Here is a 23,580-nt window from a genome sequence, read left to right as displayed (position 1 = left end):
ACTCTTTGGTGTCTAAAGTTTCTTAGGTGGTGAAATTTTGCCCCGCTACGCGAGGCTTTGTTTTTTTCACCACCTAAGAAACTTTAGACACCAAAGAGTCACCTAAGAAGAGCGAGCGCTATTGCTTAATACTCTTATAAATCGCATCCCCAATCCCCGTCCGAATGTTCAAACTACTCACTTTCCCATTGTCCCGCGTCGGATACACCCGGTTGCACAAGAACACGTACACCGTTTGCGTCTTCGGATCAATCCAGGTAAAAGGCCCCGTAAAACCCGAGTGCCCGTAACTATCTGGCGAAGCCAAACGCGGCCCATTGCTGACACTGGGGTTCAAATCCAGTTTGTCAAAAGCAATGCCCCGGCGGTTGTTCAACTCCGGGAACTGATAACGCGTGCAAGAATCCATCACTTCTGGTTTGATGAATTGTTTGCCGCCATAATAGCCTTTTTGCAAGTACAATTGCATCAATTTCATCAGGTCGTTGGCGCTGCCGAACAAACCAGCGTGCCCCGATACACCGTTCAATTGCGCGGCAGCCTCATCGTGCACCCGACCGTGTACGAGGGTGTTGCGGAAAAGGCTATCGATTTCCGTGGGGGCGATGCGGCTTTTATCATAAAAACGCAGTGGATTGTATGTCAAGGTATTCGCCCCAATGGCGTGGTAGGTTTGTTTCAGGAAACTTTCCCATTCCATGCCCGCGATTCGCCCCATCATGGTTGGGTAAAGCATGTAGTGCAAATCGCTGTATACATACCCCTGCTCGGGTTTGATGGGCGAATTTTTGATGGCATCAAAAATGCTTTGCTCGTAGTTTTTGCGCAGCCAGAGCTTCTCCGTGATTTGGATCGGATATTCCTCAGCTGCTGTTTCGGAATAAACGCCCGGTTTCCAGGTTTTTGAAGATGCGTTGATGCATGCTCGCCACATGGCCTTGTCGGTCCGAATGGCGGTCAAAATTTTTCGATCCAGTTTCTTTTTGCCGCCAAACAAGCGCTGGAAGAAATTCAGGCGGAGTTGCGCTGCATACTTTTCGCGGTAAGCCAGGCTATTTTTGATCGTTTGGACTGAATCAATGTCGGATGTCCAAAACGGGATAAATGGGCGGAGGCCAGCCCGGTGGGTCAGCATGTTGCGGAAGGTGAGGTTGGCCTTGTTGGAGTTGGCAAATTCCGGGTAATAATCGGCAAAAGTTTTGTCCAGGTCAAATTTGTCTGCACTCATCAGTTCCATAACGGCCAGGGCGGAGGTGCTGATTTTGGTGACGGAAGCAAGGTCATAAAGGTCAGAGAGTTGCACGGCTCCGTTTATGGCGCCTTTACCATTGGAGAGGATGGTACCTGTACTGTTGTTCAGCACCACCTTTTCGTCCATTACATCGTTTTTGTTGCTGACCTGAAAGCTGATGCCCTGGGTAGTAGTGCTTCGGGCTTTGGTGGCGGCTTCATAAGTATGGTAACCGTAATTTTTTTGGTAAATGACCCGGCCATCCTTGGCAATTTGTACCACTGCACCGGGATAGGCTTTTTCGCGCAAGCCCAGGTTGATGATCGAGTCCACGCGCCCAATCAATTCTTTGCTATTAATGCCGACCATCTCCGGAATGCCGTAAGACAATCGTCCAATGGCCGGACTGGTGATGCCCATGGCCAGTGGGAATTTTTCGTTGACCGTCACTGGCAATCTACCTTTGAATGGAATGGCGCCAAACACCGCTTGCGCAGCGGCGTCTTCCAGGTAATTGGTGAATTGGTAAGCCATCACCACCGCCTTGGCATTGTCCAGTGCGGGGATTTTATCCAAAGTATAAGGGTTGCCAAACAGCACCACGATGCCCTTGCCGCTCCCGCACAGAACGTTCAAGGCTTTGAGGTTGCTCTCCGTCAAGCCGTATTTGGCACCGGGGCGGATGTTTTGCAGATGCACTCCGATCACAAGGACATCGTGGTTCTGAGTCGCTTTTTGTATGTTCAAAATGCTGGTATCATTCGCATTGATGGGGATCAAAAAATGGTCGACATTGGTGTAATTGCTGGCCATTTTTTGGAAAGCCGTGGTTTGGCTGGCGTCGATGGAGACGATGGCAATTTTTTGGGTCAAATCGCGGATGGGCAAGGCCTCATTTTGATTTTTGATCAAAGTCAGGGCTGCTTCGGCCATTTGCCGATTCAACAAGTCCGACTCGATGGTATTCAGGTCTTGAACCAGGTTTTTGAGTTGGATGGGTCGGTATTTGTCGAGCCCAACCCAGGATTTGGCCATCAGGATGCGGCGCACTCGCTGAGTCAGGTCCGCTTCTTTCAACAAACCATCAGCAACGGCTTTTTTGATGGCTTTGAAAGCATTGGGTACGTCTTCAAAGGTCTCGATCAGTTCATTGCCCGCCAATACGGCTTTGACCAGCGCTTCTCCATTGGGGAAATATTTCACTGCACCCTGCATGTCCATGGCATCTGTGAACACGAGGCCCTGGAAACCCAGGTCTTTGCGCAACAAATCCGTCACGATGCGGGAGGAGAGGGTAGAGGCCAGGTTTTTGGTGGAATCCAGCGCGGGAATGCTCAAGTGGGCGGTCATGATGCCGGATAGCCCATTTTTGATCAGTTCCTGATAGGGGTAAAGCTCCAGTTCTTGCAGTTGCTGCTTGCTTTTGTTGATCAGGGGTAAGTCGTAGTGAGAGTCGACTCCGGTATCGCCATGGCCGGGGAAGTGTTTGGCACTGGCCAAAATGCGTTGGCTTTGCATGCCGCGCATGTAGGCGAGGGCTTTGCGGGTGACGTTGTATTTGTCTTCGCCGAAGGAGCGGAAATTGATGACCGGGTTGTTCGGGTTGTTGTTGATGTCGACCACCGGGGCGTAATTGACGTGGACGCCCATCCTTTTGCACTGGCGGCCAATCTCGCGACCCATGGCTTCGACCAGCCCTTCGTTCAGCTGCATGGCCCCCAGGGTCATTTGGTAGGGAAAACGCACTGTGCTGTCCAGACGCATGGCCAGGCCCCATTCCAGGTCTTCGCCGATGAGCAGGGGGATTTTGGAAGCGGCCTGGAGTTCGTTGGTGATGCGGGCTTGTACGCTGGGTTGGCCGGCAAAAAAAACGATGCCGCCCAGGTGGTATTCCTTCACCCAATTCAACAGTTTTTGTGGGTCATAACCCCGGCCGCTGGTATTGCCCCGAGGCATGAACAGCTGACCGATCTTTTGGTCGAGACTCATGGTAGCAAGGGTACTGTCGACCCAACGGGCATTGTGGACGCTCAGGAATTCGGGGGCTTTTTGGCCGGAAAGGACGCTAGCCAGCAACAGGCAGCCAATGCTCAGGATAATGCGCATGATGGAAGAATGGTTTGGTTGTTGAAATGGTGGGGCGGTCTTGGTAGAGATAACTATTTGCTGGCGATAAATTATTTGATTTCGGTCAAAATTAGTGATTTTTTATGATTTGAGCTCACATCACCCAATTCTGAAAAAAGAAGAAGAATTTTAGGTGCCAACCAGCGGCGTAGCCGCGCAATGTCATTAGAAAAAAGGTAAAATGTCAGGTCAAAGGTATGCTCCACCTCCATCCAAAATCCGTGCATTGCCCCTAGTGACGTTTCGCGGCTATGCCGCTGGTCGGTTTCCTGAAATTCATACAATGAGCCCAAAATTAAGTGAAAAGCGAATAGCAGGAGCTGAAATCAGCTCTTCACTTTTCACTTTTCACTCTTCACTCTTCACTTTTCACTCTTCACTTACTCCACTTCCCACTCATGCACCCCTGCCGACACCCTCTCCTTCAACTGCATTTCAATCTTCAGCGCCGTTGTTTTCACCGCATCAAATTTCACCTCATTCCAGGCATCCTTGGTGGTGGTATAAGATAGGCTGGTCGTGACTGGTTTCCATTCCCCATTGTCGAGGTACAGCACCCGCCAGGATAGCGGTACCCGGCAACCGCCGCCCGTAGCACCATCGTCAAACCAATAGACCCGCACTTTGCTGACCTGCTGTGCATCCGGGAAGGTGTATTGCAACCACTCCTGCGTGCCAAAATGAGGCCACCAATGCACGAAGGTACTTTCGCCATCCCCCGAAGTTTTGGGCGCAGATTGGTCGCTGGCGGCGGTCAGCGCACCTTTGAGTTCGGGCGAAGCAGTCAATTTACTTTTGGTCGCCAGGGTAGGTTGGGCGATGGACTTGGCCACGCTGACCTCGTGAGGCAGCCAAACCAACATGTTGTCGCGGCCCCGGTTGGCCCAGGTGTAGTAAGGAATGGCTTTGAGCGATATGGGTTTTAGTTCGGCGCTGGTTTCGCTGAGTTTTTTGGTCAGCAATTGACCTTCAAATTGCAAAGTAGCCTGACCGCCCAACAGACCTGGTTCAAACTGGCGGCTGATCTTGGCGTCTTTGCTCACCAGCATATTCAAAACCCGATCATCGGCCTGATCCCGGCCTTCGATGCAGTACACAAAAGGGCCACTTTTCAGGGCGTAGCGTTTTTCATCTGCTTTCACCAGGGGGTGAGCGGCTACCCGTTGTACGTCCATGGGCAGTTCAAATTCTAGCACATCGCCTTTTCTCCAGCTGCGTTTGATCGTGGCATAACCACCGCTGATGCTGGCCGGGAACACCACGCCATTCACCTTGAAGACAATGCTTTGGATTTTGGCATCCACAAAATTGTATAAGCCCAAAGGGATGGCTTCGCCACGCGCCCAACCGGGAATACGTACCTTGAGCGTGAAGGCATTCGTTTGGGCAGGATTGACCCGCACTTTGATCAGCCCATTGCTGGGGTATTCACTTTCTTGTTGGATGTCAACTTTGATTTTTTTCTTGCCTTTTTTCGTTTCAAAACTGGTTTGGCTGGCCGCAAATAGATTCAGGTAGAGTTCATTATCTTTTTGGGCATAAAACAAACCAGCAAGTGAACTGTAAAAACGCACCAGATTAGGAGGGCAACAAGCACAGCTGAACCACTCGGTACGGGCTACATTTTTGCGGCTTTCCAGCGGATTGGGGTAAAAAAAATGGTCGCCAGACAAGGACATGCCCGCATTCAGGGCATTGTACAAGGTCAGTTCCATCACATCCAAGTAGCGGGTGTCGCCAGTGAGTTGAAAGAGTTTATGGCTCCAGTTGACAAAAGCAACGGAGGAACAAGTTTCACAATACGCGCTGTAATTCGGCAAATCGTAAGCCCCACCAAAACCTTCGTTGCTGCCCGTGGCACCTACGCCGCCAGTGATGTAGATTTGTTTGCTCACGATGTCTTCCCACACGGCTTTTAGGGCAGTACTGTATTCATCGGTGCTGGTCAGCGCGCTGATGTCGGTGACGGCAGCGTACATGTAGGCCAGGCGTACGGCGTGACCTTGGGCGTCGCGTTGGTCTTTGACTTTGAGGTGGTTTTGGCTGTATGGCTCACCGTATCCGCGTACATCGATGAAAAATTTGGCCAAATCCAGCCAGCGTTTTTCACCCGTGGTTTGGTACAATCTGACCAAACCGAGTTCGATTTCCTGGTGTCCGGGTGCCTTTTGCAATTTGCCAGGGCCGAATGACTGGTCCACCAGATTGGCATTTTTGAGGGCAATGTCCAGCAGGTTACGCTTCCCGGTAGCCTCATACCAGGCTACTGCCGCTTCATACAAGTGACCTGCGTTATAGAGTTCGTGGCTGAGGTCGTCTTCTTTGGCCCAGCGGGGGCCACTCAGCCAGCTCAGATTGGCGCCACGAACATCTACGTCGGCGACCAAGTTTGGATTTTTGCGGCGCTCAACGATGGTGCGAAAGGTATAGAGGTAGCCATCGGGTTCTTGTGCTGCGCCAATGATGGTGATGAGGCTGTCTACTTTGGCTTGCAGTTTTGGATCAGCTTTGTTCTGCAAGGCATAAGCAACACCCTCGATCAATTTGTACAAATCGGTATCGTCAAATGGGAATACCGAGCATACCCGGTCAGGATTGTTGGAGGCGGCCACCTCAAAGTTTTTCACCCGTCCCGTTTCCTGGTTTTTGCGAAAAACGTGTGGAATGGTGGAGTTGCGCACTACTTCGATGCGTGGTGCCCAAAGTTTGTCTTGCAGCTTGACTTGGTGAAACGGGATGGCTTGGATAGGGTAGTGGTGGGCATGGTCATGTTGGGCAATCAGACCGCTTACGCAGATCGTGAGCAGGAGGGTATACAAGAAGGTTTTCATGGTTAGCAGCGATACGGTTTATGGTTATCGATGGGGCTAAGTTAGGAAACTTCGATAATTGTGAAAGCGACAATTATAAAAGATGTGGTATCCCTTTGTTGGCCCAAAGCTACTAAGGTGCCCCTTGGGTGTCTCAGGTTTCTTAGGTGGTGAAAAAATAAACACCTGCGAAGCAGGTAAAAACTTTACCACCTAAGAAACCTGAGACACTTAAGGAAACACCTCAGTTACCTTGCCCAAAAATTTTAAAATTTTATCCTAGGTTTTTGTTGACCAAAATCATCACATTCCCTGAAATACCTCTTTTTCCATCTCAAATTCTTGCCTTTTTTTTAACCTTGCAAACAAACCAAATTGCAAGTCCTACTCGCTTATGAAAACCGACATCGAAATCGCCCAATCTGCTACCCTGCGCCCGATTGCCCAATTGGCCACCGAATTAGGCATCAATGAAGAACAAGTCGTTCCCTATGGCCGCTTCAAAGCCAAAATACCGTACGAAAATATTGACGAAGCCAAAGTAGCCCAAAGTAAACTCATTCTGGTAACCGCCATTACCCCAACCAAAGCGGGGATTGGCAAAACCACGGTGGGGATCGCCCTCGCCCAAGGCTTGCACAAACTGGGCAAAAATGCCATTCTGGCGCTGCGTGAACCCTCCCTGGGCCCTTGTTTTGGCATGAAAGGGGGGGCTTGTGGAGGAGGTTACTCCCAAGTACTGCCGATGGAAGACATCAACTTGCACTTTACAGGCGATTTCCACGCCATCACCAGTGCCAATAACATGATTGCTGCTTTGTTGGACAACTACCAGTACCAGAATAAGGGGACCGACAAAGCCCTGAAACAAATCACCTGGCGACGGGTATTGGATGTCAATGACCGTTCCTTGCGCTACATCGTTTCTGGATTGAATGGTACGAACAATGGCATTCCGCAGGAGACGGGTTTTGACATCACCGCTGCTTCGGAGATCATGGCGGTGTTTTGTTTGGCAACGAGTCTGGAGGATTTGCGCCAGCGTATTGACCAAATCATTTTGGGGTATACGGTTCAGAATAAACCCTTCACCATTGCAGATTTAGGGGTGGGCGGCGCCATTACGGTTTTACTGAAAGATGCCCTTGATCCCAATTTGGTACAAACCCTTGAAGGGGGCGCGGCATTTATCCACGGCGGCCCTTTTGCTAACATCGCTCACGGTTGCAACTCGGTTTTGGCCACCAAAATGGCGATGACTTATGGTGACTATGTGATCACGGAAGCGGGTTTTGGTGCGGATCTGGGTGCGGAAAAATTTCTGAACATCAAATGCCGCAAGGCTGGTTTAAAGCCCAGTGCAACGGTCTTGATTGCGACCTCCCAAGCGCTCAAACTACACGGAGGCGTTCCGCTGGAGGCTATCAAACAACCCAATCTAAAAGGTTTGCAGGAAGGGTTAAAAAACCTGGAGCGGCACCTGGAAAATCTGCAAAACTTTGGACAAAGTGTGGTAGTGACCTTTAATCAATACCATTTTGATACGAGTGAAGAAATGGATTTTACCGCCGAGTGGTGCCGAGCGCGTGGCGCTGATTTTGCGCCCAATAACGGTTTTGCCGAGGGTGGGGAAGGGGCTAAACCTTTGGCGCAAAAGTTGATTGAGGTGGTGGAAAAGCGACCTTCACAGGCAATTGCACATACTTACGCACTGGAAGACAAAATTCCAGAAAAACTGCATAAAATTGTCACCCAAATTTATCGGGGCAGGGGAGTGGACTTGGGGAAAAATGCCCAGACGGCTTTGAAAAAGATCGAATCGCTGGGCTTGACCCATTTACCCGTTTGTATCGCCAAAACCCAATATTCCTTCAGCGATGACCCCAATCAAATCGGTCTGGCGACGGATTTTACCCTGCACATTGAAAACCTGATCATCAACCGGGGTGCGGGCTTCATCGTGGCCGTAGCCGGAGAAATGATGCGCATGCCTGGACTACCCAAGGATCCGCAGGCTTTGCACATTGATATTGTGGATGGAAAAATTACGGGATTGAGCTAATCACCCTTTTTTCAGAACCTCATCAACAGTCATTACAAAATCGGATAAGACGGGGGCAGCCGAGCAACGCATTTCACCCGAAAGCACCGTCATGGTTCGCAAGTCACCACCTGTGAAAACATGTATTTCTTCGGTAAGGGGTAAAATATGCCAAACTACCTGGACTTCGGCTGCGCGATAGTCCTTCATCTTCAGGAATACTCGATTGACCGCATCGTGAGTTGAAATGATTTCAATCACAAACATAGGAACTGGCCGGACTCCTTCTGCTGCTGCTTCAATTTGAGCGGAACTAAAAAAGGCAATATCTGGTCGACGATGTTTGCTTAAAAAAAACACATCACCTTCCGTAATTAATGCCCCATCTACTAATCCCTGAGCCTTTAATTGGTAGAAGAATTCCTGTAAATTTTGAATGATGTAGAATTGAGTGTAATCCACAGTGCGCTTGGTTTTTTCAACTACACCATCCAGCCATTCATATTTATAACCATCTTCACGCGTGAGGTATTTGCGCTGGAATTTTTCCCAAGAGATGCCTTCATCTTTGGTTTGATTTGCTTTTATTGCTGTATGTGTAGCACTACTGTTGGTCATTTATGGTTCTTTACTTGATAAACAAAAATAGTCATTTTTATTCAACGAAGCAATCTAGGCTTTTTGTGGACAAAGTTTGCATGGGATAAAAAAACGCTTAACTTTGTGTTTCAAAGTACTTCAAAATGACCCAACCGCAGCACCAACAATCTTTGGATACCCTCAAAGAGATCCGTTCCTTGATGGAGCGCTCATCTCGTTTTATTTCACTCAGTGGGCTGTCTGGGGTCAGCGCTGGGATATTCGCGTTGATTGGAGCGGCTTTGGCGGGGCTTTATTTGGGGCGTTTTGACCGCCATGAGTTGAGTTACGAGCACCTTGCTGAACTAGAACGCTGGGGCCTCAAAGCGGGGGTGTTTTTTGCTTTGGATGCCCTCTTTGTTTTGGTTTTTGCTATTTTATCGGCCATTTATTTCACTACTCGTGAGGCCAAGAAAAAAGGGCAAAAAATCTGGGATTCCCTGACGCGCCGTTTGATTTTAAGTTTGGCAGTTCCAGTAGTGGTTGGGGGAATTTTTGTCCTGGCTTTGTTGTACCATGGACTTGTGGGTTTGGTGGCACCTAGCACCCTGGTGTTTTATGGCTTGGGCTTGGTCAATGCCAGTAAATACACCCTGGACGATGTGCGACAACTGGGGTATGCGGAAATTATCCTCGGACTGATCACCTGTTTTAACGTAGGTTATGGACTGGAGAGCTGGGCCCTGGGTTTTGGAGGTTTGCACATTGCCTATGGCCTGTACATGTACTACAAATACGAACGCGCTTAGCAGTGGGGCAAAATGAACACTTATTTTTTCATCGCCCCTTAACGAGAAAAGCATGAAAGTACTCATTGAAGGTTTGAGCGATACATTTGACAATCGGGTGCGGCTGGGGGTGATGTCCATGCTTATGGTCAACGATTGGGTGGAGTTTACAACTTTCAAAACGATGCTGGATTTGACTGATGGGCGTTTGGCGAGCCACCTCAAAGTGCTAGAGGCGGAGGCTTACATTGAAGTGCAAAAGCAGTTCATCGGGCGCAAGCCGAATACTTCTTACCGGGCAACGGCATTGGGTAAGAAGGCCTTTAATGACCATTTGGATGCCCTGGAAAAATTGCTCAATCTGCGCAACCAAAATGGGCCAGCAGCAGTCGAAAAAAAGGAAGAGTAAGGGGCGATAAAAAATGAATTGTTCATTTTGCCAAAGGATTAGATGAGTAAACGTTTCATTTCAAGTGTCTTATCTAATCCTTTGGCTCAAGAAAAATGAACATTTATTTTTGCCCCACTACTAAGAGCGCCAATTTTTTTTGACCTAAACTTTGAAATTCAAAGTACTTTAAAAATATGAAGAATCTAATGATCAATGAAAACCTGAGTTGGCCAGTGCGCAGCCTCAATGGCCAATTGTGGATCACCCTTCTGCTGGGTGGGGGCGCGAGTTGGTACACGCTGTTGTTCTGGAAAGCACAGTTGGGCCTCAACGCGCTGTTGTTCTCCGGCTTTTTGTTGCTGGCGGTGTGGTTGTTGTACCCGGAAATGAGGTCAGCCCGACGCATTTGGCTGGCGATGGCCGGTGTGCTGCTGAGCGCCATCGCCGTGGTGTGGCAACACTCCGTTTTAGCCCAGTTGACGCATGTGGTGTCGATTTTTCTGCTGCTGGGGTTTGCCCAAGCGCGTGAGTTGCGTTTTTTGGGTTTTGCCATGATCTTGGCCATTAGTAGTTTGCTGAGTATTCCGGTGACCTGGTGGCGACGCTGGGAGAAGCAATACGAAGCTACTTTTCGCAGCCTGGGCACCTGGACTTATTTGGCCATCCTGCCACTGTGTTTGTTGAGCTTGTTTTTCACCATTTATTACTTTGCCAATGCTGAGTTTTCGGGTTTGGTGGATACCTTCCTGAGCTGGTTGCCGAAGATCAGCCCCTGGAAAAGCCTCGCATTATTTATACAAGGTTTATTGTTGATCAGTGTATTGATTTGGTCTTCGGTATGGACGCCCGATTTGCTGGAACAAGAGCAGCGCTATTCCCTTTGGAAAGTGCACAAAAGACCCAGGCTAAAAGCGTTTATCCCAACCCTGGCCTTGCGCCGACATTATTATTCTGGCGTATTGAGTTTTGGGCTGTTGAATGCCCTGTTGCTGGTGGTGAACATTACCGACATCAAAGGGGTTTGGCTCAATCGTTACCAGCACAGCGCAGCAGAGTTGAGTGAATTTGTGCACCAGGGTACTTATTTGTTGATTGCCGCCTTGGCCTTGGCAATGGGGGTCATCGCCTTTTTTTTCCGGGGAAACCTGCATTTTTTGCAAAAAAATCAAAGCTTAAAAATTCTGGCTTACACCTGGATCGTCCAGAACACCATTCTGGCCTTGTCCGTAGCCTGGCGCAATTACCACTACATTGCTGAATATGGCCTGGCGTACAAACGATTGGGCGTATTGTGGTTTTTGATTTTGGTCATTTTGGGGCTGTATTCGCTGTATGTTATGATTCAGGAGCGGCGCTCTTTGTACTACCTTTGGGTGGTCAACGCCTGGTTTTTGTACGCCAGTTTGTTGCTCACGAGTATGGTCAATTGGGATGTGCTCATTACGCGGTACAACCTGCATCAGGCGCGGCATGCTACGATTGACAGTGCGTTTTTGTTGCTGGAAGTTTCGGATAAAAATTTGCCTTTGTTGTTGAATGAACATGATCTGCTACAACGGCGAAGTAACCTGGATCCTCGTTTGGTGGATCGGAAATTGCAGGCTAAAATTAAACGTTTTGAACAACGACAGGCCAAGTTGGATTGGCGGGGTTGGAACTGGGCGGATGTCAAAACGGCCAGGGTACTTTAATTTTTTTTCGAAGGCGTAAAATCTTAAGCTGAAGTAGCTAAGCCTAATTAATGCATAACGCAGCTTCGCTGCTTGGATATAACCACGACGGCCAACGAAACGACGACACGACGAATGGCTACCGCCACATCCCAACGCCAAGCGTTGGGGACACTCAGCGCGCAGCGCTGAGGACGTCGTGTCGTCGTTACGTTGTCGTCGTCGTGTTGAAAAGGTTTGGCGAAGCCGAATCCATTATCGTAGTATTTATGCCTATTAGATGTAGAGATAAACAGTATAAAATGCACTAAATTCTATACAAACTGGCTATTTTTGTAGCAAAAAGCTGTCACCCTTTGAGCCAACTTCGCTACTTCGTTCTGCACAAACCTTATGGTTACCTGAGTCAATTCACCCCGGAAGAAGCTGGGCAATTGACCCTGGCCGATTTGGGCCCTTTTCCGCCGGATGTTTATCCCATTGGCCGCCTGGATCAGGACAGCGAAGGGCTATTGTTGCTGAGCAATGATGCTAAACTCAACGTGAAATTGCTCGACCCACGCCATGCCCATTGGCGAACTTATTGGGTGCAGGTAGAAGGGAATCCAAGCGCCGAAGCCCTCCAACAACTCCGCAACGGCGTTGACATCCGCATCAACAAAAAAACATACCACACCATTCCCGCCCAGGCGCAGGTGGTGCAACCTCAAACCAACATCGCAGAACGCAATCCACCCATCCGCTACCGGGCGAATATTCCTGAGACTTGGCTTGAACTGTCTTTGCAGGAGGGAAAAAACCGGCAAGTGCGGCGCATGTGCGCCAAAGTAGGATTCCCGGTACTGCGTTTGTTGCGCGTAAAAATTGAAAACCTTGCCTTGGGTGAAATACCGCTGGGTGCCCACCAGGAATACAGTCAATCGGAAATTTATCAGGCCTTAAAAATCAAATAAGCCCATGTTTTTGAGAATTGAAACCCTACCCAGTAAAAAATTAGTGGGGAAGCAGCTTCCCATGAGTTTTAGCCAGGATCGCACGGGGATGTTGTGGGGCAGCTTTATGCCACTCCGAAGACACATCCTCAATAAGTTAGACAACAATTTATACTCCATGCAAATTTTCAAGTCGCCGCCAAGTTTCCAGGAGGATGTTGAATTTGTAAAATGGGCGGCAGTGGAGGTGACGGATTTTGAGGTGATTCCAGACGGGATGGAGACGTATGTCCTGAATGGTGGTTTGTATGCCGTATTCCAGCACATTGGTCAGGCGAGTGCCTTTCAAAAAACATTTCACTATATTTTTCAGGAATGGATGCCAAATTCAGGATACGTACTTGACCATCGTGAGCATTTTGAATTATTGGGGGAAAAATACAAAAACAATGATCCGGAGTCAGAGGAGGAGGTTTGGATACCGATTAAAACGAAAGTTTAAATGGGGTTAAATCGTCACTTTGGATAATTCGGAATGTTCAAGCCCAAAACAATATCGTGCTTGGCCACCCACAACCCATTCCCGTTTTTCACCAAGTTCAAAATGCCATTTCCCCCACGATTTTGATGGCCTTTGCGCCGTTCGGGCGTCATGAAGGGATCATCGTCGAACAAAAATTCATCAATGTAATAAGGCTCTTTCAACTTGGGTTCTTTGATGGTTACGTGGATATGGGCAAGGAAATCCGTGCCAGGATAAGATGCTGGGCGAATGGTATAAATGGCATACTGCCCATTCTGGTCACTTTTTACCCAGCCCCGCAGGTACCCATGGCGCTCAGCTCTCTTGGGCACAGATGCGTTGGGGGTGTAATGCCCTTTGGTATCGGTGTGGTAATAATAAACAACTACGTTTGGGGCAGGTGTTTTGCCATCTTGCTGGTAAACGATGCCTTTTATCAGGATTTTGCTGGTTCCCTTTTCCTCCCAACCTGCGCTGGTATCTATGCTGTTCATGGCTTTGGGGATACCCGAAAACAACAAGTTGCAACCTTCACAAGGGCCGCCAACTTTAGGCCTGGCTTTGGTTTGCGCCTGTGTAGCAATATTGATGCTTAAAAAAGCCAATAAACAGAAGTAGAAGATATTGCGCATGATGAGGTGTTTTTAGGAAGGACAAGCCCCCAGTCAAATCGTTGCAAACTATGCTCTATCAATGGGCAAAATCCACTTCAAAATTCCCTTTGATCCGCTCCATCGGTGGATTGTAATAGCCGTATTTGATCTCCGGAAATTCTTCCTTGATCAACTCCATCAGCTGCTTGATCCCCAGGATTTCCCCCGAGTCCGGCAAATTGATGCGGCCCAGGTACCAGTCGGGGTCAATGTTGAAGTTGCGCCACTGGATCATTTTCAGGCCGGTGTCTTTGATGAAAGCGCGCAGGGCTTCGTATTCCTCCACCGAGTCGGTTTGACCGGGGAAGGCAAAGTAGTTGATGCTCGTCCAACCGCCGTAACGGTTCACAATTTTGATCGATTCCGCCAGGGCGTCAAAATCGTAGTTGTTGGGGCGGTAATAAGGCGTGTAGATGTGGCGTTGCAAGGAGTTGGTGCTGACCCGGATGCTGTTCAGGCCCACTTTGCATAAGGCTTCTACAGCATCGGGCTTGCTGCCGTTGGTATTGATGTTAATAGAACCCTTATCGGTGAACTTGCGGATTTCAATGATGGCATCCCGAATGGTCTCCCACATCAGCAGGGGTTCTCCTTCGCAACCTTGCCCGAAACTGATCAGCGGATAAGGTGCTGATTCGAGGTGGGGCACGGTAAATTCGATGATTTCCTGTGGGGTAGGTTTGAACTGCAAACGATCCTGGTTCGACACCACCGTTTCATCCTCAGGTTGCTCCGAAATACATCCGATGCAATTCGCATTGCAAGCCGGAGAAACCGGAACCGGGCATTCCCAGCGGCCCATGAAGTAGTTGCGGGCAGCAGGACAAGTATAGGTCAAAGCGCAATTTTCGGCCAGGTGCTCCACGAGGCGATTGTGCGGATAGGCTTTCCGCAGTTCATTTACCCCTTGTTGCACCACATTGTGGTCAAAACCCGCACATTCCTGGCGAATGTCGCTTTCAACGCGAACCGCAGGCACAAAAAACTTGCCGCGATACCAACCCACGGCAGTGTAACAAAACAGCGAAAGAGTAGGGGCTTCAGGCTGGTTTTCGTATGCGGCCAGGTACAAACCGGTATGAGCAGGTGGCACGAAGGCTGCGACAGCAAAACCCAGGTCGCAGAGGCGCATTTCCCCGGTTTTGACATCAATGCCCAGTGGGATGCGATTGGGCAAGTTGTATAAAGAGCCTCCATCGGGCAGTTCAATCCAGTCCTCATCGGGAATGGGGTCACAATACCATCCCGAACGGCCAACGGCGTATAAGCTCTTGTCCTCAAAAACGTTCCCTTCAGTATCTGCGTATAGCACGTATGGCGAGTGCTTGAGTGTCATGTTGTTTTGTTTAAGGGCGCAAAGATAGTGAAAAAATGGCACATCGTTGGGGCAACCCTCGCGGTTGCCCCAACGATGTGATGGTTATCACAGACATGGGGAAACCGCAAGGGTTGCCCTACACCGGCATCACTTCCCGATCTTCCTCCGCCCACATCACCACCTTCCCATTCCGCACCCTTACCCATTTCCAGGCAAAACCCTGCCCACACTTCACCTCAAACCGTACCTTCCAATGCGGATAATCCTGTGGATCAGCGGCCAGGCCTTTGCTCCAGTCCCAGTTGCCCAGCTCCGGCAAACTACCCGTTACATAGATTGCTTCACCGTATTCAGCAGGTATGTACATGCTCAGTTCTATAGAGGTCGTTTTGCTGGACTCCAGGAGCAACGCTGGTTTTAACCAATACACCCCATAAGGCCCAATCAACAAATGATCATTGACAAAACTTAAACCTTGTTGGCGCAGCGCATTGTAATAGATGCCATTTTGCCATTCTGCGGGTAAGCCCGAAATGCTCAAGTGCTGCGGGTTACGGCTCAAATTGGCGACCAGGAGCATTTTTTGCCCCTCGTAATTGCGTTCACAAACGAAGAGGGAATCATTGTCGACAATGATGATTTGGTCATAAGAGCGCCCATGCAGCGCTGGGTTTTCCCTCCGGGTTTCGATGTAGCGACGGTGCATCGAAAAAACCCGTTCTTCCGGCGTACCAGCCTCGTGAATCCGGGCGGCTTTGGCCCAGTTCATCGGAGGGCGGTGCACCCAGCGGTTGTCGCCTGCCTTCAAGGGATCGAGCAAGTAGTGGTAATCATTCAGCTGGGCCACCTCGTCACCAGAGAAAATCAAGGGGATTCCTTTCATAAAAAAGATTACCCCGTTCAATACCTCCAGGCGTTTGATGGCCAGGTCGATTTTTATTGAATCCGCTTCAACCAGGGCTTTTTGCAAACCGGTCAGTGCAGCGGCGGTACCCGAGGTACGCGCTTCGCCAGTTTGGCGGTCGCGTTGAAAAACGTAACCTTCGGAGTAACTTTGTGGTAGTACTCCGGCATAAAAATCGGTGCAAAAGTTGCGGGTTCCCCGGCCACTTTGCCCCACCGCAGCAGCATTTTCATCCGAAATTCCCCAACCAATGTCGTCGTGGCAACGGATGTAATTGATCCAGGTGGCTTCCTTGGGGATGGGAGGGAGTTGTGACAAAGTATTGCGCAACAACTGGGTGTTTTCAGAAGCCAAGGCATGCCAAAGGTGATTCATCATTGTGGCATTGTAGCCGATCTCACAAGCTTTGCCTTCCAGTCCACCACTGCCCAGGTAACGAATGATGTCGTCAGGAGCAACGATGGCTTCGGATTTAAACAACATGCCCGGTGCCACCATGCGCACCAGGGCGCGGTAAGCGGCCAGAATATGGATGGCTTCCTGTTGGTTTTGGCAGTTGGTGCCCCTATTTTTCCACAAAAAAGGTACCGCATCCAGCCGTAAAACGTCTACACCCACATTGGCCAGAAATAGCATTTCTTCTAACATGGCCTCAAACACGTTGGGATTGCGATAGTTGAGATCGAGTTGAAAATCGTAAAAAGTGGTCCAGGCCCATTTTTGGATTTCAGGCTGCCAGGTGAAGTTGCCGGGGGCAAAATCGGGGAAAACCTCGGGCAAGGTTTTTTCGTAGGCATCGGGCAAGGTTCTATCTTCAAAGAGTAGGTAAAAATCCTGAAAAAAAGGATCCCCTTGCAAGGCAGCCTGTGCCCACTGGTGCTCACGGGCGGTATGGTTCATCACGTAGTCGATCACCAGCATCATACCTTCCTCGTGCAGGCGGGTAGCGAGTTCGCGCAGTTGCGTCATGGTGCCCAAGCGGGAGTTGACTTCCCGGTAATTGGCCACGGCGTAGCCCCCGTCATTGGGGCCAGAGCGAGGCTGGAGCAGGGGCATCAGGTGCAAATAGGTAATGCCCAATTCCTTAAAATAATCAATGCGGTCAATCAGTCCCTGAAGGTTGCCGGCAAACAAATCCACATACAGCATCATGCCGACGTGTTGGGGTTGCTGAAACCAATCGGCTTTCCATTCCCGGTCTGCGTCAATTTGTTGGAGTGCGGCAGGACGTTCCTTGTCCACCTGGGCAAGGATGTCCATCAAGCGTTGAATTTGTGCTTGACTGGCGTCAGGATACAATACGCGGTAGTTGCTCAGGAAATCGTCCATGTACAGACGAGTCCTGCGCTCAATTGTTTTTGCTAGTTTCATACATTATTACAATACAACCCAGATGGGCCAACAAAATTAATAACCCGACTGAGTTGTGGAAATTTTTTTGAATCATTTGTGTACAGAATTTTCTTTGGCAAATTTTGAAAATAAAGCCAGTGAAGCAGTTTTTGGTCGATAGTATGGTTTTTATGCGCCTAAATACCTTCCCTCATTGTAGATTTATGCCCTTATTCAATTTTTAGCCAATACCATATGACTCGTCGTTTACCCGCAGAATGGGAACCCCAAAGTGCCGTGCAATTCACCTTTCCACATGCTGAAACGGATTGGGCAAATAGTATGGAAGAGGTGTTGCCCTGTTTTGTGGAAGCCATTGAAATCATCAGTCGTTACGAAAAAGTGCTGGTGGTATGCCGGGATCAAAACGAGGTTCGACCCCATTTGAAAAATGCTGTACAGGAAAATTTGATCCTCGTGGATATTCCCAGCAATGATACCTGGGCCCGCGATCACGGCGGCATCACTATTTTTGAGGACAGCAAGCCCCTAATTTTGGATTTTGTATTCACGGGTTGGGGCTTGAAATTTCCAGCTTTTTTGGACAACCTTATCACGGGGCGATTGCAGCAGCAGGGGATTTTTAAAGCGCCGCTTCAACATGGAGGCTTGGCGCTGGAAGGAGGGGGAATCGAAAGCGACGGGCAGGGCACTTTGCTCACCACTTCAGAGTGTCTGTTGTCACCCAACCGCAATCCACATTTGGATCAAGCGGCTACGGAAGTTAAACTAAAGGAACTTTTCGGCCTGGAACGAGTGCTTTGGTTGCACCACGGATACTTGGCTGGCGATGATACCGATTCACACATTGATACCCTGGCGCGTTTTTGCAGTGTAGATACCATTGCTTATGTGCAGTGTCTGGATACCCATGATGAGCATTATGAAGCTCTGCGAGCAATGGAAAAAGAATTACAAGCCTTTACTACGGTAGAGGGCAAACCCTACCAACTGATTCCGCTGCCCATGGCCACGGCTTGTTTTGCTGAAGATGGCCACCGCCTGCCCGCTACTTACGCCAATTTTTTGATCATCAATCAGGCTGTTTTGGTGCCTACTTATCAGGTGCCGGAGGATAAACTGGCATTGGTACAAATTCAAAAAGCATTCCCTAACCATGCAGTGATTGGGATCAATTGTCGGGCTTTGATCGAGCAGCATGGGTCTTTGCATTGCATCAGCATGCAATATCCTGCAAATTGCATATAATCCATCAATTCCGCACACAACGGCAGGAAAGTGCATATGCCCGCTCAGCAATTGCTTTAAAGGTCCGTTTTTCCCGGCCTAAAAAGACGATTTCATAGGACTCCAAGCCATTGGCTGGGCTGCCCGTCCAGTATGCAGCATCAAAATAAACTCCAATGTAACCTCCTTCGGGAGTGAAATACCCACCGCCACGGGCTTCCAGGCCACTTTTTCCACCTTTGAGCAGAGCGTGGAAAACTTTGGTGCTGCCTTTGTCCAAATTGCCCTCGGGGTCGTAGTTGAGGCATAATGTTTCCCATTCCTCCAGACTGGGGAGTCGCCACCCTTCCCCCAATCGTGCGCAGGCATCTTGTGCGCCGAGCCAGTTATACAATTTGCCGAACCGATCGCAATAAGCTTTGCTGTCTAAAAAACAGAAAGAAGCTTCATTGATGTTCAAATTGAGGTTATCGGCCAGCCAGGTAAGCCCTCCGATTTGAATGCTGCGATAGCTATGCCCCTCCGCATCAACTACTTTACCGTAGTTTAAGCTAGTCAAACGTTTTTGCTCATTGTGGTAAACCTTGGCAGAAATGCGCAAACGATTGACGTTGAAGCCCTCCGCTTTGGCTAGCCCACCTTCCGGGTATTGTTTGAGGTATTCTGCATAAACAGCAGGATCACGAAGTTTTTTAGCAGCAGACCACAAAGCCAATTCATGTTGAGGGTGTTTAGGGAAATCGGCAGCAAAATCAAGGTACAAGGCTGGGTCATTTTTCAATTTGGCCCGCCGCCAACTGGCTTGCTCGAGATAGGGACCTTTTGGATAATTTTGGATGTACTGGTCGTAACCTTCCGCTGAGTTGACCAAAGTGCGGGTGATGAACCACTGGCTTTGACTAGGAAAACTCAAGAGCAAAACGATGAACCCCAAAAGAATACCGAGCCAGAGTACGAGGGGACGTTTCGAAACATGTTCAATGCTGGGCATAGTTGTTTTTTGATTAGGAAATTAGTACAAAACCCGAGCAGCAGGAACTTTTTTTAGACTAAATTCCTTTTCTCCTTGTTTTTTCCCAGGAAAAGCTGCTAAAACTAAACCCCAGTGTGTATTTTTGTTCCCCGCTAGGAGGTGTGCCAGAGTGGTTGATCGGGCTTGACTCGAAATCAAGTGTACTCGCGAGGGTACCGGGGGTTCGAATCCCTCCTCCTCCGCTAAGCCGTCGAAAACCCTTGATTTTATTGGGTTTTTGGCGGCTTTTTTGTTTGTGTACTTGACTGACTGAAACAACTCAAAAAAGATCAAGGAAACACCAGAGGCATGATCAGCGTTGTGAAAGGTAGCGCCTAAGCTGGCGATAGAAAAGTAGACAACCATGAACACGACCAAAGAGCCAAAAAAATACCCAAGCTGGATCCTATATGTACTGATAGCACTAGCACTAATCCTTACCTTTTTTTACCTCAGACCAAACAAACCAAGTCAGAACATTCCTACCCCAGAAGTCACATTCGATACCACCAGTACTTCAAGGCTCAAAAAAGCTTATGATGAAGAAGCCAAGCAGATAGAAGCAGAAAAAGCGGCCAAGCAGTTGAAAGAGATGGCGGAATACATCGAATTTTTCGGCAAAAATTGGGAAACGCTAATCCATGCAACGCTCGTTAAAGGGGAAAGACGTGGATTGGGGGGTATGAAAGGATTGGTAGTGGAAGTGAGCAATGATTCAAAATTAATTGTAGATGAGGTTCTCGTAGATGTCTACTATATCCAAAGCAATGGAGACGTTTATAAAACGGAACAACTGAGGTTGGCAAGTTTTGATCCAGGTGAAAAAAAGCAAAAAGTAGCACCCGATAGTGAAAGGGGGCGGAGTGTTAAAATGAAGGTGGTTGGGGTAAAAACCGAGGATACCGGTTTTTTGACGAATAAGAATTAATTTTATATCCCAAAAGGCTACGCTTATTTTTTAATTTCACCACCATTTTTATACAACTCCACTTTAGTCCTGCCTCCGGTGATGCTACAGGAGAAAACCAGCTCATCTGCTGTGGGCTGGTAGTCATATTCGACCTCTTTACACAATTTTCCATCGGTGCAGATGTAGCGAAACCAGTTATCGCTTACATTGTCCGGCATGCTTTCGAAAAGGTAATAGCCCGTTACTAGGTTTTGATAGGCAGAAACGTCCATGTTGCTTTTTTTGAAGATTGATTGATGATAAAAATTGCATTAAGTTAATCTTTTTATGTTTATGCTACCTATTCTGCTCACTTTTTCGCGCCTTATGGTTACATTTACCTACCACAATAACCTGTAAACCCATGCCATGCGGACGATTTTTACCACCTTCCTTATCGTTTCAAGCGTATATTTTTGTGCGGCTCAGGTAAAGGTAGACGCCATCACCCACGTCACCGTCCTGCCCATGACCTCGGAGGAGGTGCTCAAGGACTACACGGTACTGCTCAAAGATGGTAAAGTGTTCAAAATGGGGCCTTCTAGCAAATTGAAAGTCAAGAAAAAAAATCAGGTGATTGATGGAACCGGAAAATACCTGATGCCTGGTTTGACAGAAATGCATGCACATATTCCAACCCCTGAAAATGGGGACGATACCTGGGTGCGTCAAGTCCTGTTTCTGTACGTGGCCAATGGGGTGACTACCATTCGCGGCATGCTGGGTGATCCATACCATTTGACTCTGCGGAAAAACGTGGCTAATGAAATGCTCATTGGGCCCCGCATTTTCACCTCTAGCCCTTCGATGAATGGCAACACCATTAAAACACCCCAGGAAGCCCGCGAAAAAGTAATCCAGTACAAAAAAGACGGTTATGATTTTTTGAAGATTCATCCTGGCGTAAAACGGGAAGTATTTGATACCATGGTCAAAACGGCCCAAAGCCTAAATTTGCCTTTTTCCGGCCACGTTCCGGTAGAAGTGGGGATTCGGCACGCATTGGCTTCAAAATATGCCTCGGTAGATCATTTGGATGGCTACCTGGAGGGAACGGTTTCAGCAGAAGCTTTGGCTCAAAATCCCAACGGAGGCTTTTTTGGGTATAGCTACGTTCCCCAGGCCGATGAAAAAGGATTGGCTGCCCTGGCTGCTGAATCCAAAAAACAAGGGGTCTGGGTGGTGCCTACCCAAAGTTTGTTCACCCGTTGGTTTTCACCCACCGATGCCAATGCGCTGGCCAATGAGCCCGAGATGCAGTACATGCCGTCCAAAACATTGTTTCAATGGCGGCAAAACAAAAGCAACCTGACTGGAGCGAATTATGGAGAAGTGTTGTGGCAACGCTTTATTTTATTCCGTCACAAAATCTTGCAAAGTTTGTACAAAGCTGATGTTGATTTTTTGTTGGGATCGGATGCTCCCCAGGTGTTCAATGTACCGGGATTTTCTTTGCGGCATGAGTTGAAAAGTATGGCCGACGCCAATTTGCCAGCTTACGTTATTTTGCGGAGCGGGACGGCCAATCCAGCGCGCTTTTTTGGACAAAGTGGGATGTTTGGCACTATCGAGGCAGGGGCTTCAGCTGATTTTATTTTGCTGGAGGCCAATCCGATGGAAAACCTGGAGAATACCTGGAAACAAGTTGGCGTGATGCTGCGGGGTAAGTGGTTGTCGAAGGCGTTTATTGATGCAGAATTGAAGAAAATCGCGGAGAAGAACAAGTCTTAAAACCACTATTTTGGAATTTCATAATAGATGCCCCAAAGCGACATTTTTTAGCACAAAGGACACAAAGACAGCACAAAGATCACAAAGTTAGACGTTGACGACGCTTCGCTTAATTATTCCTTTAACGAAGACAGTCGAGCGTGTTTCAATAACTGAGGTACCAAAGTCTGATTGTCGTCCTGTATCACAATGATCTCCGCTTGCCCATAAAACAACTCTCGCTGCTCCAACCGTTCCGCAATGTAAACTTCCAATTCCAGTTCATTGAATCCTCGAATCAGTGGCCGGTGTTCCTGGCCTTTTTTCAGGCGTTTGGCCAGTAAGGGTACACTAGCTTTGAGGTAAATGCTCAAGCCGTTGGTATTGATCCAGTCCATGTTTTGGTGAAAACAAGGCGTGCCGCCCCCACAAGAAATTACCGCTGGATCATCGGCCAGGGTTGCCCGGAGCAATTGGGCTTCGAGGGTGCGAAAATAATTTTCTCCCTCCGATTCAAAAACCTGTGCAATGCTGCGTTTTTCAGTTTGTTCAATCCGTTCATCCAAATCTACAAATGGCAGGTGTAAGGCCGCCGCCAATTGCTGACCCGTAAACGATTTGCCAGAACCCATAAAACCGATCAGGTAAATATTCATTGGCATTTTGCTTTTAAAGCCAGGGTTTGTTAATTTCGCCCCGCAAAGCTCTTAAAAAAACAGTTCCATGCGTTACATTTCACTGTTCATTTTTCTGTTCTTGCTGTCCGCTTGCCAAAACAACACCCAGGAGGATCAACGGGCCGTGGAAGAAATAACCGACCCTGAACTGATTTACAATTCAGAGATCATCCGCAACCCCGTATCGGCTCGCCCCGAACCGATAGATACGGTGAACGTGGCCAAAATGACCTTTAAAGAGCACCATTTTGATTTTGGCGAAGCACCTGAGGGGAAGATTGTTGTGCACGAATACGAGTTTACCAATACCGGGAAAGTGCCGCTGGTGATCACCAACGGGCATTCTACCTGTGGCTGTACTGTGCCCGAGTGGCCCAAAGAAGCCATCAAACCGGGAGAGAAGGGCACAATCAAGGTCAAATTTGACACCAATGGGAAAGCTGGGCCACAAGCTAAACCCATCACCATTGTGGCAAACACTTACCCCTCACAAACCATGCTGGAATTGGTAGGTATTGTGGGCGCTCGAAATTAACACTCAACAGTAACTATTTAGCAGCCGCCTTCGGCGGCTGCTAAATATGAAAATAAAAAGTATCTTAGGGCATCAAAAACATTGAGTTGGAGCTACCAAAAACAGTCGAAGGCTGCCACGTTGTGATCAATCAACTGCTGTTGATTATCG

General features: G+C 48.6%; 19 protein-coding genes and 1 tRNA gene. 11 read left to right on the top strand and 9 right to left on the bottom strand.

Annotation, left to right across the window (positions count from 1 at the left end):
- Positions 1-118: 118 nt before the first annotated feature.
- The gene (locus ACEW9O_RS24720; protein ID WP_373552900.1) at positions 119-3,337 is read right to left on the bottom strand and encodes a glycoside hydrolase family 3 N-terminal domain-containing protein; all 3,219 of its coding nucleotides are present in this window, start codon (positions 3,335-3,337) and stop codon (positions 119-121) included.
- Between the two features lie 401 nt (positions 3,338-3,738).
- Positions 3,739-6,189: a glycoside hydrolase family 127 protein gene (locus ACEW9O_RS24715; RefSeq protein WP_373552899.1), complete on the bottom strand. Its 2,451-nt coding sequence runs from the start codon at positions 6,187-6,189 to the stop codon at positions 3,739-3,741.
- A 373-nt stretch (positions 6,190-6,562) separates the two neighbouring features.
- Between ACEW9O_RS24715 and ACEW9O_RS24710 the strand changes: the two genes are divergently transcribed.
- Positions 6,563-8,230, top strand: a complete 1,668-nt coding sequence (locus tag ACEW9O_RS24710) for a formate--tetrahydrofolate ligase (protein ID WP_373552898.1) — start codon at positions 6,563-6,565, stop codon at positions 8,228-8,230.
- On the opposite strand, the gene ACEW9O_RS24705 is transcribed toward ACEW9O_RS24710, so the two are convergent.
- Positions 8,231-8,827 (bottom strand): Uma2 family endonuclease, encoded by a 597-nt coding sequence (locus ACEW9O_RS24705; protein ID WP_373552897.1) that lies wholly within the window; start codon positions 8,825-8,827, stop codon positions 8,231-8,233.
- A 125-nt stretch (positions 8,828-8,952) separates the two neighbouring features.
- On the opposite strand from ACEW9O_RS24705, the gene ACEW9O_RS24700 reads away from it, so the two are divergent.
- From ACEW9O_RS24700 to ACEW9O_RS24680, 5 genes are all read left to right on the top strand, one after another.
- Complete coding sequence (locus tag ACEW9O_RS24700; protein WP_373552896.1) at positions 8,953-9,597, top strand: hypothetical protein; 645 nt, start codon at positions 8,953-8,955, stop codon at positions 9,595-9,597.
- 52 nt (positions 9,598-9,649) lie between these two features.
- On the top strand, positions 9,650-9,985 hold the full coding sequence (locus tag ACEW9O_RS24695; RefSeq protein ID WP_373552895.1) for a winged helix-turn-helix domain-containing protein: 336 nt from the start codon (positions 9,650-9,652) through the stop codon (positions 9,983-9,985).
- A gap of 176 nt (positions 9,986-10,161) precedes the next feature.
- Entirely contained in the window at positions 10,162-11,658 is a 1,497-nt protein-coding gene (locus tag ACEW9O_RS24690; protein WP_373552894.1) for a DUF4173 domain-containing protein, read from the top strand.
- Between the two features lie 335 nt (positions 11,659-11,993).
- The gene (locus ACEW9O_RS24685; RefSeq protein WP_373552893.1) at positions 11,994-12,590 is read left to right on the top strand and encodes a pseudouridine synthase; all 597 of its coding nucleotides are present in this window, start codon (positions 11,994-11,996) and stop codon (positions 12,588-12,590) included.
- Positions 12,591-12,594: 4 nt separating this feature from the next.
- The gene (locus ACEW9O_RS24680; protein WP_373552892.1) at positions 12,595-13,071 is read left to right on the top strand and encodes a GyrI-like domain-containing protein; all 477 of its coding nucleotides are present in this window, start codon (positions 12,595-12,597) and stop codon (positions 13,069-13,071) included.
- A 14-nt stretch (positions 13,072-13,085) separates the two neighbouring features.
- On the opposite strand, the gene ACEW9O_RS24675 is transcribed toward ACEW9O_RS24680, so the two are convergent.
- The 3 genes from ACEW9O_RS24675 to ACEW9O_RS24665 form a co-directional block, all read right to left on the bottom strand.
- On the bottom strand, positions 13,086-13,724 hold the full coding sequence (locus ACEW9O_RS24675) for an intradiol ring-cleavage dioxygenase (RefSeq protein WP_373552891.1): 639 nt from the start codon (positions 13,722-13,724) through the stop codon (positions 13,086-13,088).
- Positions 13,725-13,782: 58 nt separating this feature from the next.
- Positions 13,783-15,081, bottom strand: coding sequence for a radical SAM protein (locus tag ACEW9O_RS24670; RefSeq protein ID WP_373552890.1), 1,299 nt, complete (start codon positions 15,079-15,081; stop codon positions 13,783-13,785).
- 118 nt (positions 15,082-15,199) lie between these two features.
- Complete coding sequence (locus ACEW9O_RS24665; protein ID WP_373552889.1) at positions 15,200-17,338, bottom strand: alpha-amylase family glycosyl hydrolase; 2,139 nt, start codon at positions 17,336-17,338, stop codon at positions 15,200-15,202.
- 216 nt (positions 17,339-17,554) lie between these two features.
- On the opposite strand from ACEW9O_RS24665, the gene ACEW9O_RS24660 reads away from it, so the two are divergent.
- Positions 17,555-18,568 (top strand): agmatine/peptidylarginine deiminase, encoded by a 1,014-nt coding sequence (locus ACEW9O_RS24660; RefSeq protein WP_373552888.1) that lies wholly within the window; start codon positions 17,555-17,557, stop codon positions 18,566-18,568.
- Positions 18,569-18,572: 4 nt separating this feature from the next.
- On the opposite strand, the gene ACEW9O_RS24655 is transcribed toward ACEW9O_RS24660, so the two are convergent.
- Positions 18,573-19,538 (bottom strand): FISUMP domain-containing protein, encoded by a 966-nt coding sequence (locus ACEW9O_RS24655; RefSeq protein ID WP_373552887.1) that lies wholly within the window; start codon positions 19,536-19,538, stop codon positions 18,573-18,575.
- A gap of 137 nt (positions 19,539-19,675) precedes the next feature.
- Here ACEW9O_RS24655 and ACEW9O_RS24650 point away from each other — a divergent pair.
- Positions 19,676-19,762: transfer RNA gene (locus ACEW9O_RS24650), tRNA-Ser, on the top strand.
- 161 nt (positions 19,763-19,923) lie between these two features.
- Complete coding sequence (locus ACEW9O_RS24645; protein WP_373552886.1) at positions 19,924-20,487, top strand: hypothetical protein; 564 nt, start codon at positions 19,924-19,926, stop codon at positions 20,485-20,487.
- A gap of 23 nt (positions 20,488-20,510) precedes the next feature.
- On the opposite strand, the gene ACEW9O_RS24640 is transcribed toward ACEW9O_RS24645, so the two are convergent.
- On the bottom strand, positions 20,511-20,741 hold the full coding sequence (locus ACEW9O_RS24640) for a hypothetical protein (RefSeq protein WP_373552885.1): 231 nt from the start codon (positions 20,739-20,741) through the stop codon (positions 20,511-20,513).
- A 136-nt stretch (positions 20,742-20,877) separates the two neighbouring features.
- Between ACEW9O_RS24640 and ACEW9O_RS24635 the strand changes: the two genes are divergently transcribed.
- On the top strand, positions 20,878-22,239 hold the full coding sequence (locus ACEW9O_RS24635) for an amidohydrolase family protein (protein WP_373552884.1): 1,362 nt from the start codon (positions 20,878-20,880) through the stop codon (positions 22,237-22,239).
- Positions 22,240-22,352: 113 nt separating this feature from the next.
- Here ACEW9O_RS24635 and ACEW9O_RS24630 read toward each other — a convergent pair whose 3' ends face one another.
- On the bottom strand, positions 22,353-22,874 hold the full coding sequence (locus tag ACEW9O_RS24630) for a shikimate kinase (RefSeq protein ID WP_373552883.1): 522 nt from the start codon (positions 22,872-22,874) through the stop codon (positions 22,353-22,355).
- 67 nt (positions 22,875-22,941) lie between these two features.
- Between ACEW9O_RS24630 and ACEW9O_RS24625 the strand changes: the two genes are divergently transcribed.
- Complete coding sequence (locus ACEW9O_RS24625; RefSeq protein WP_373552882.1) at positions 22,942-23,430, top strand: DUF1573 domain-containing protein; 489 nt, start codon at positions 22,942-22,944, stop codon at positions 23,428-23,430.
- Positions 23,431-23,580: the final 150 nt, after the last annotated feature.

This window comes from Haliscomenobacter sp., from assembly GCF_041740695.1.
Lineage (GTDB): Bacteria > Bacteroidota > Bacteroidia > Chitinophagales > Saprospiraceae > Haliscomenobacter.
The sequence above is the reverse complement of the archived record's forward strand: the minus strand, read 5'-3'. Positions and strand labels throughout refer to the sequence as shown.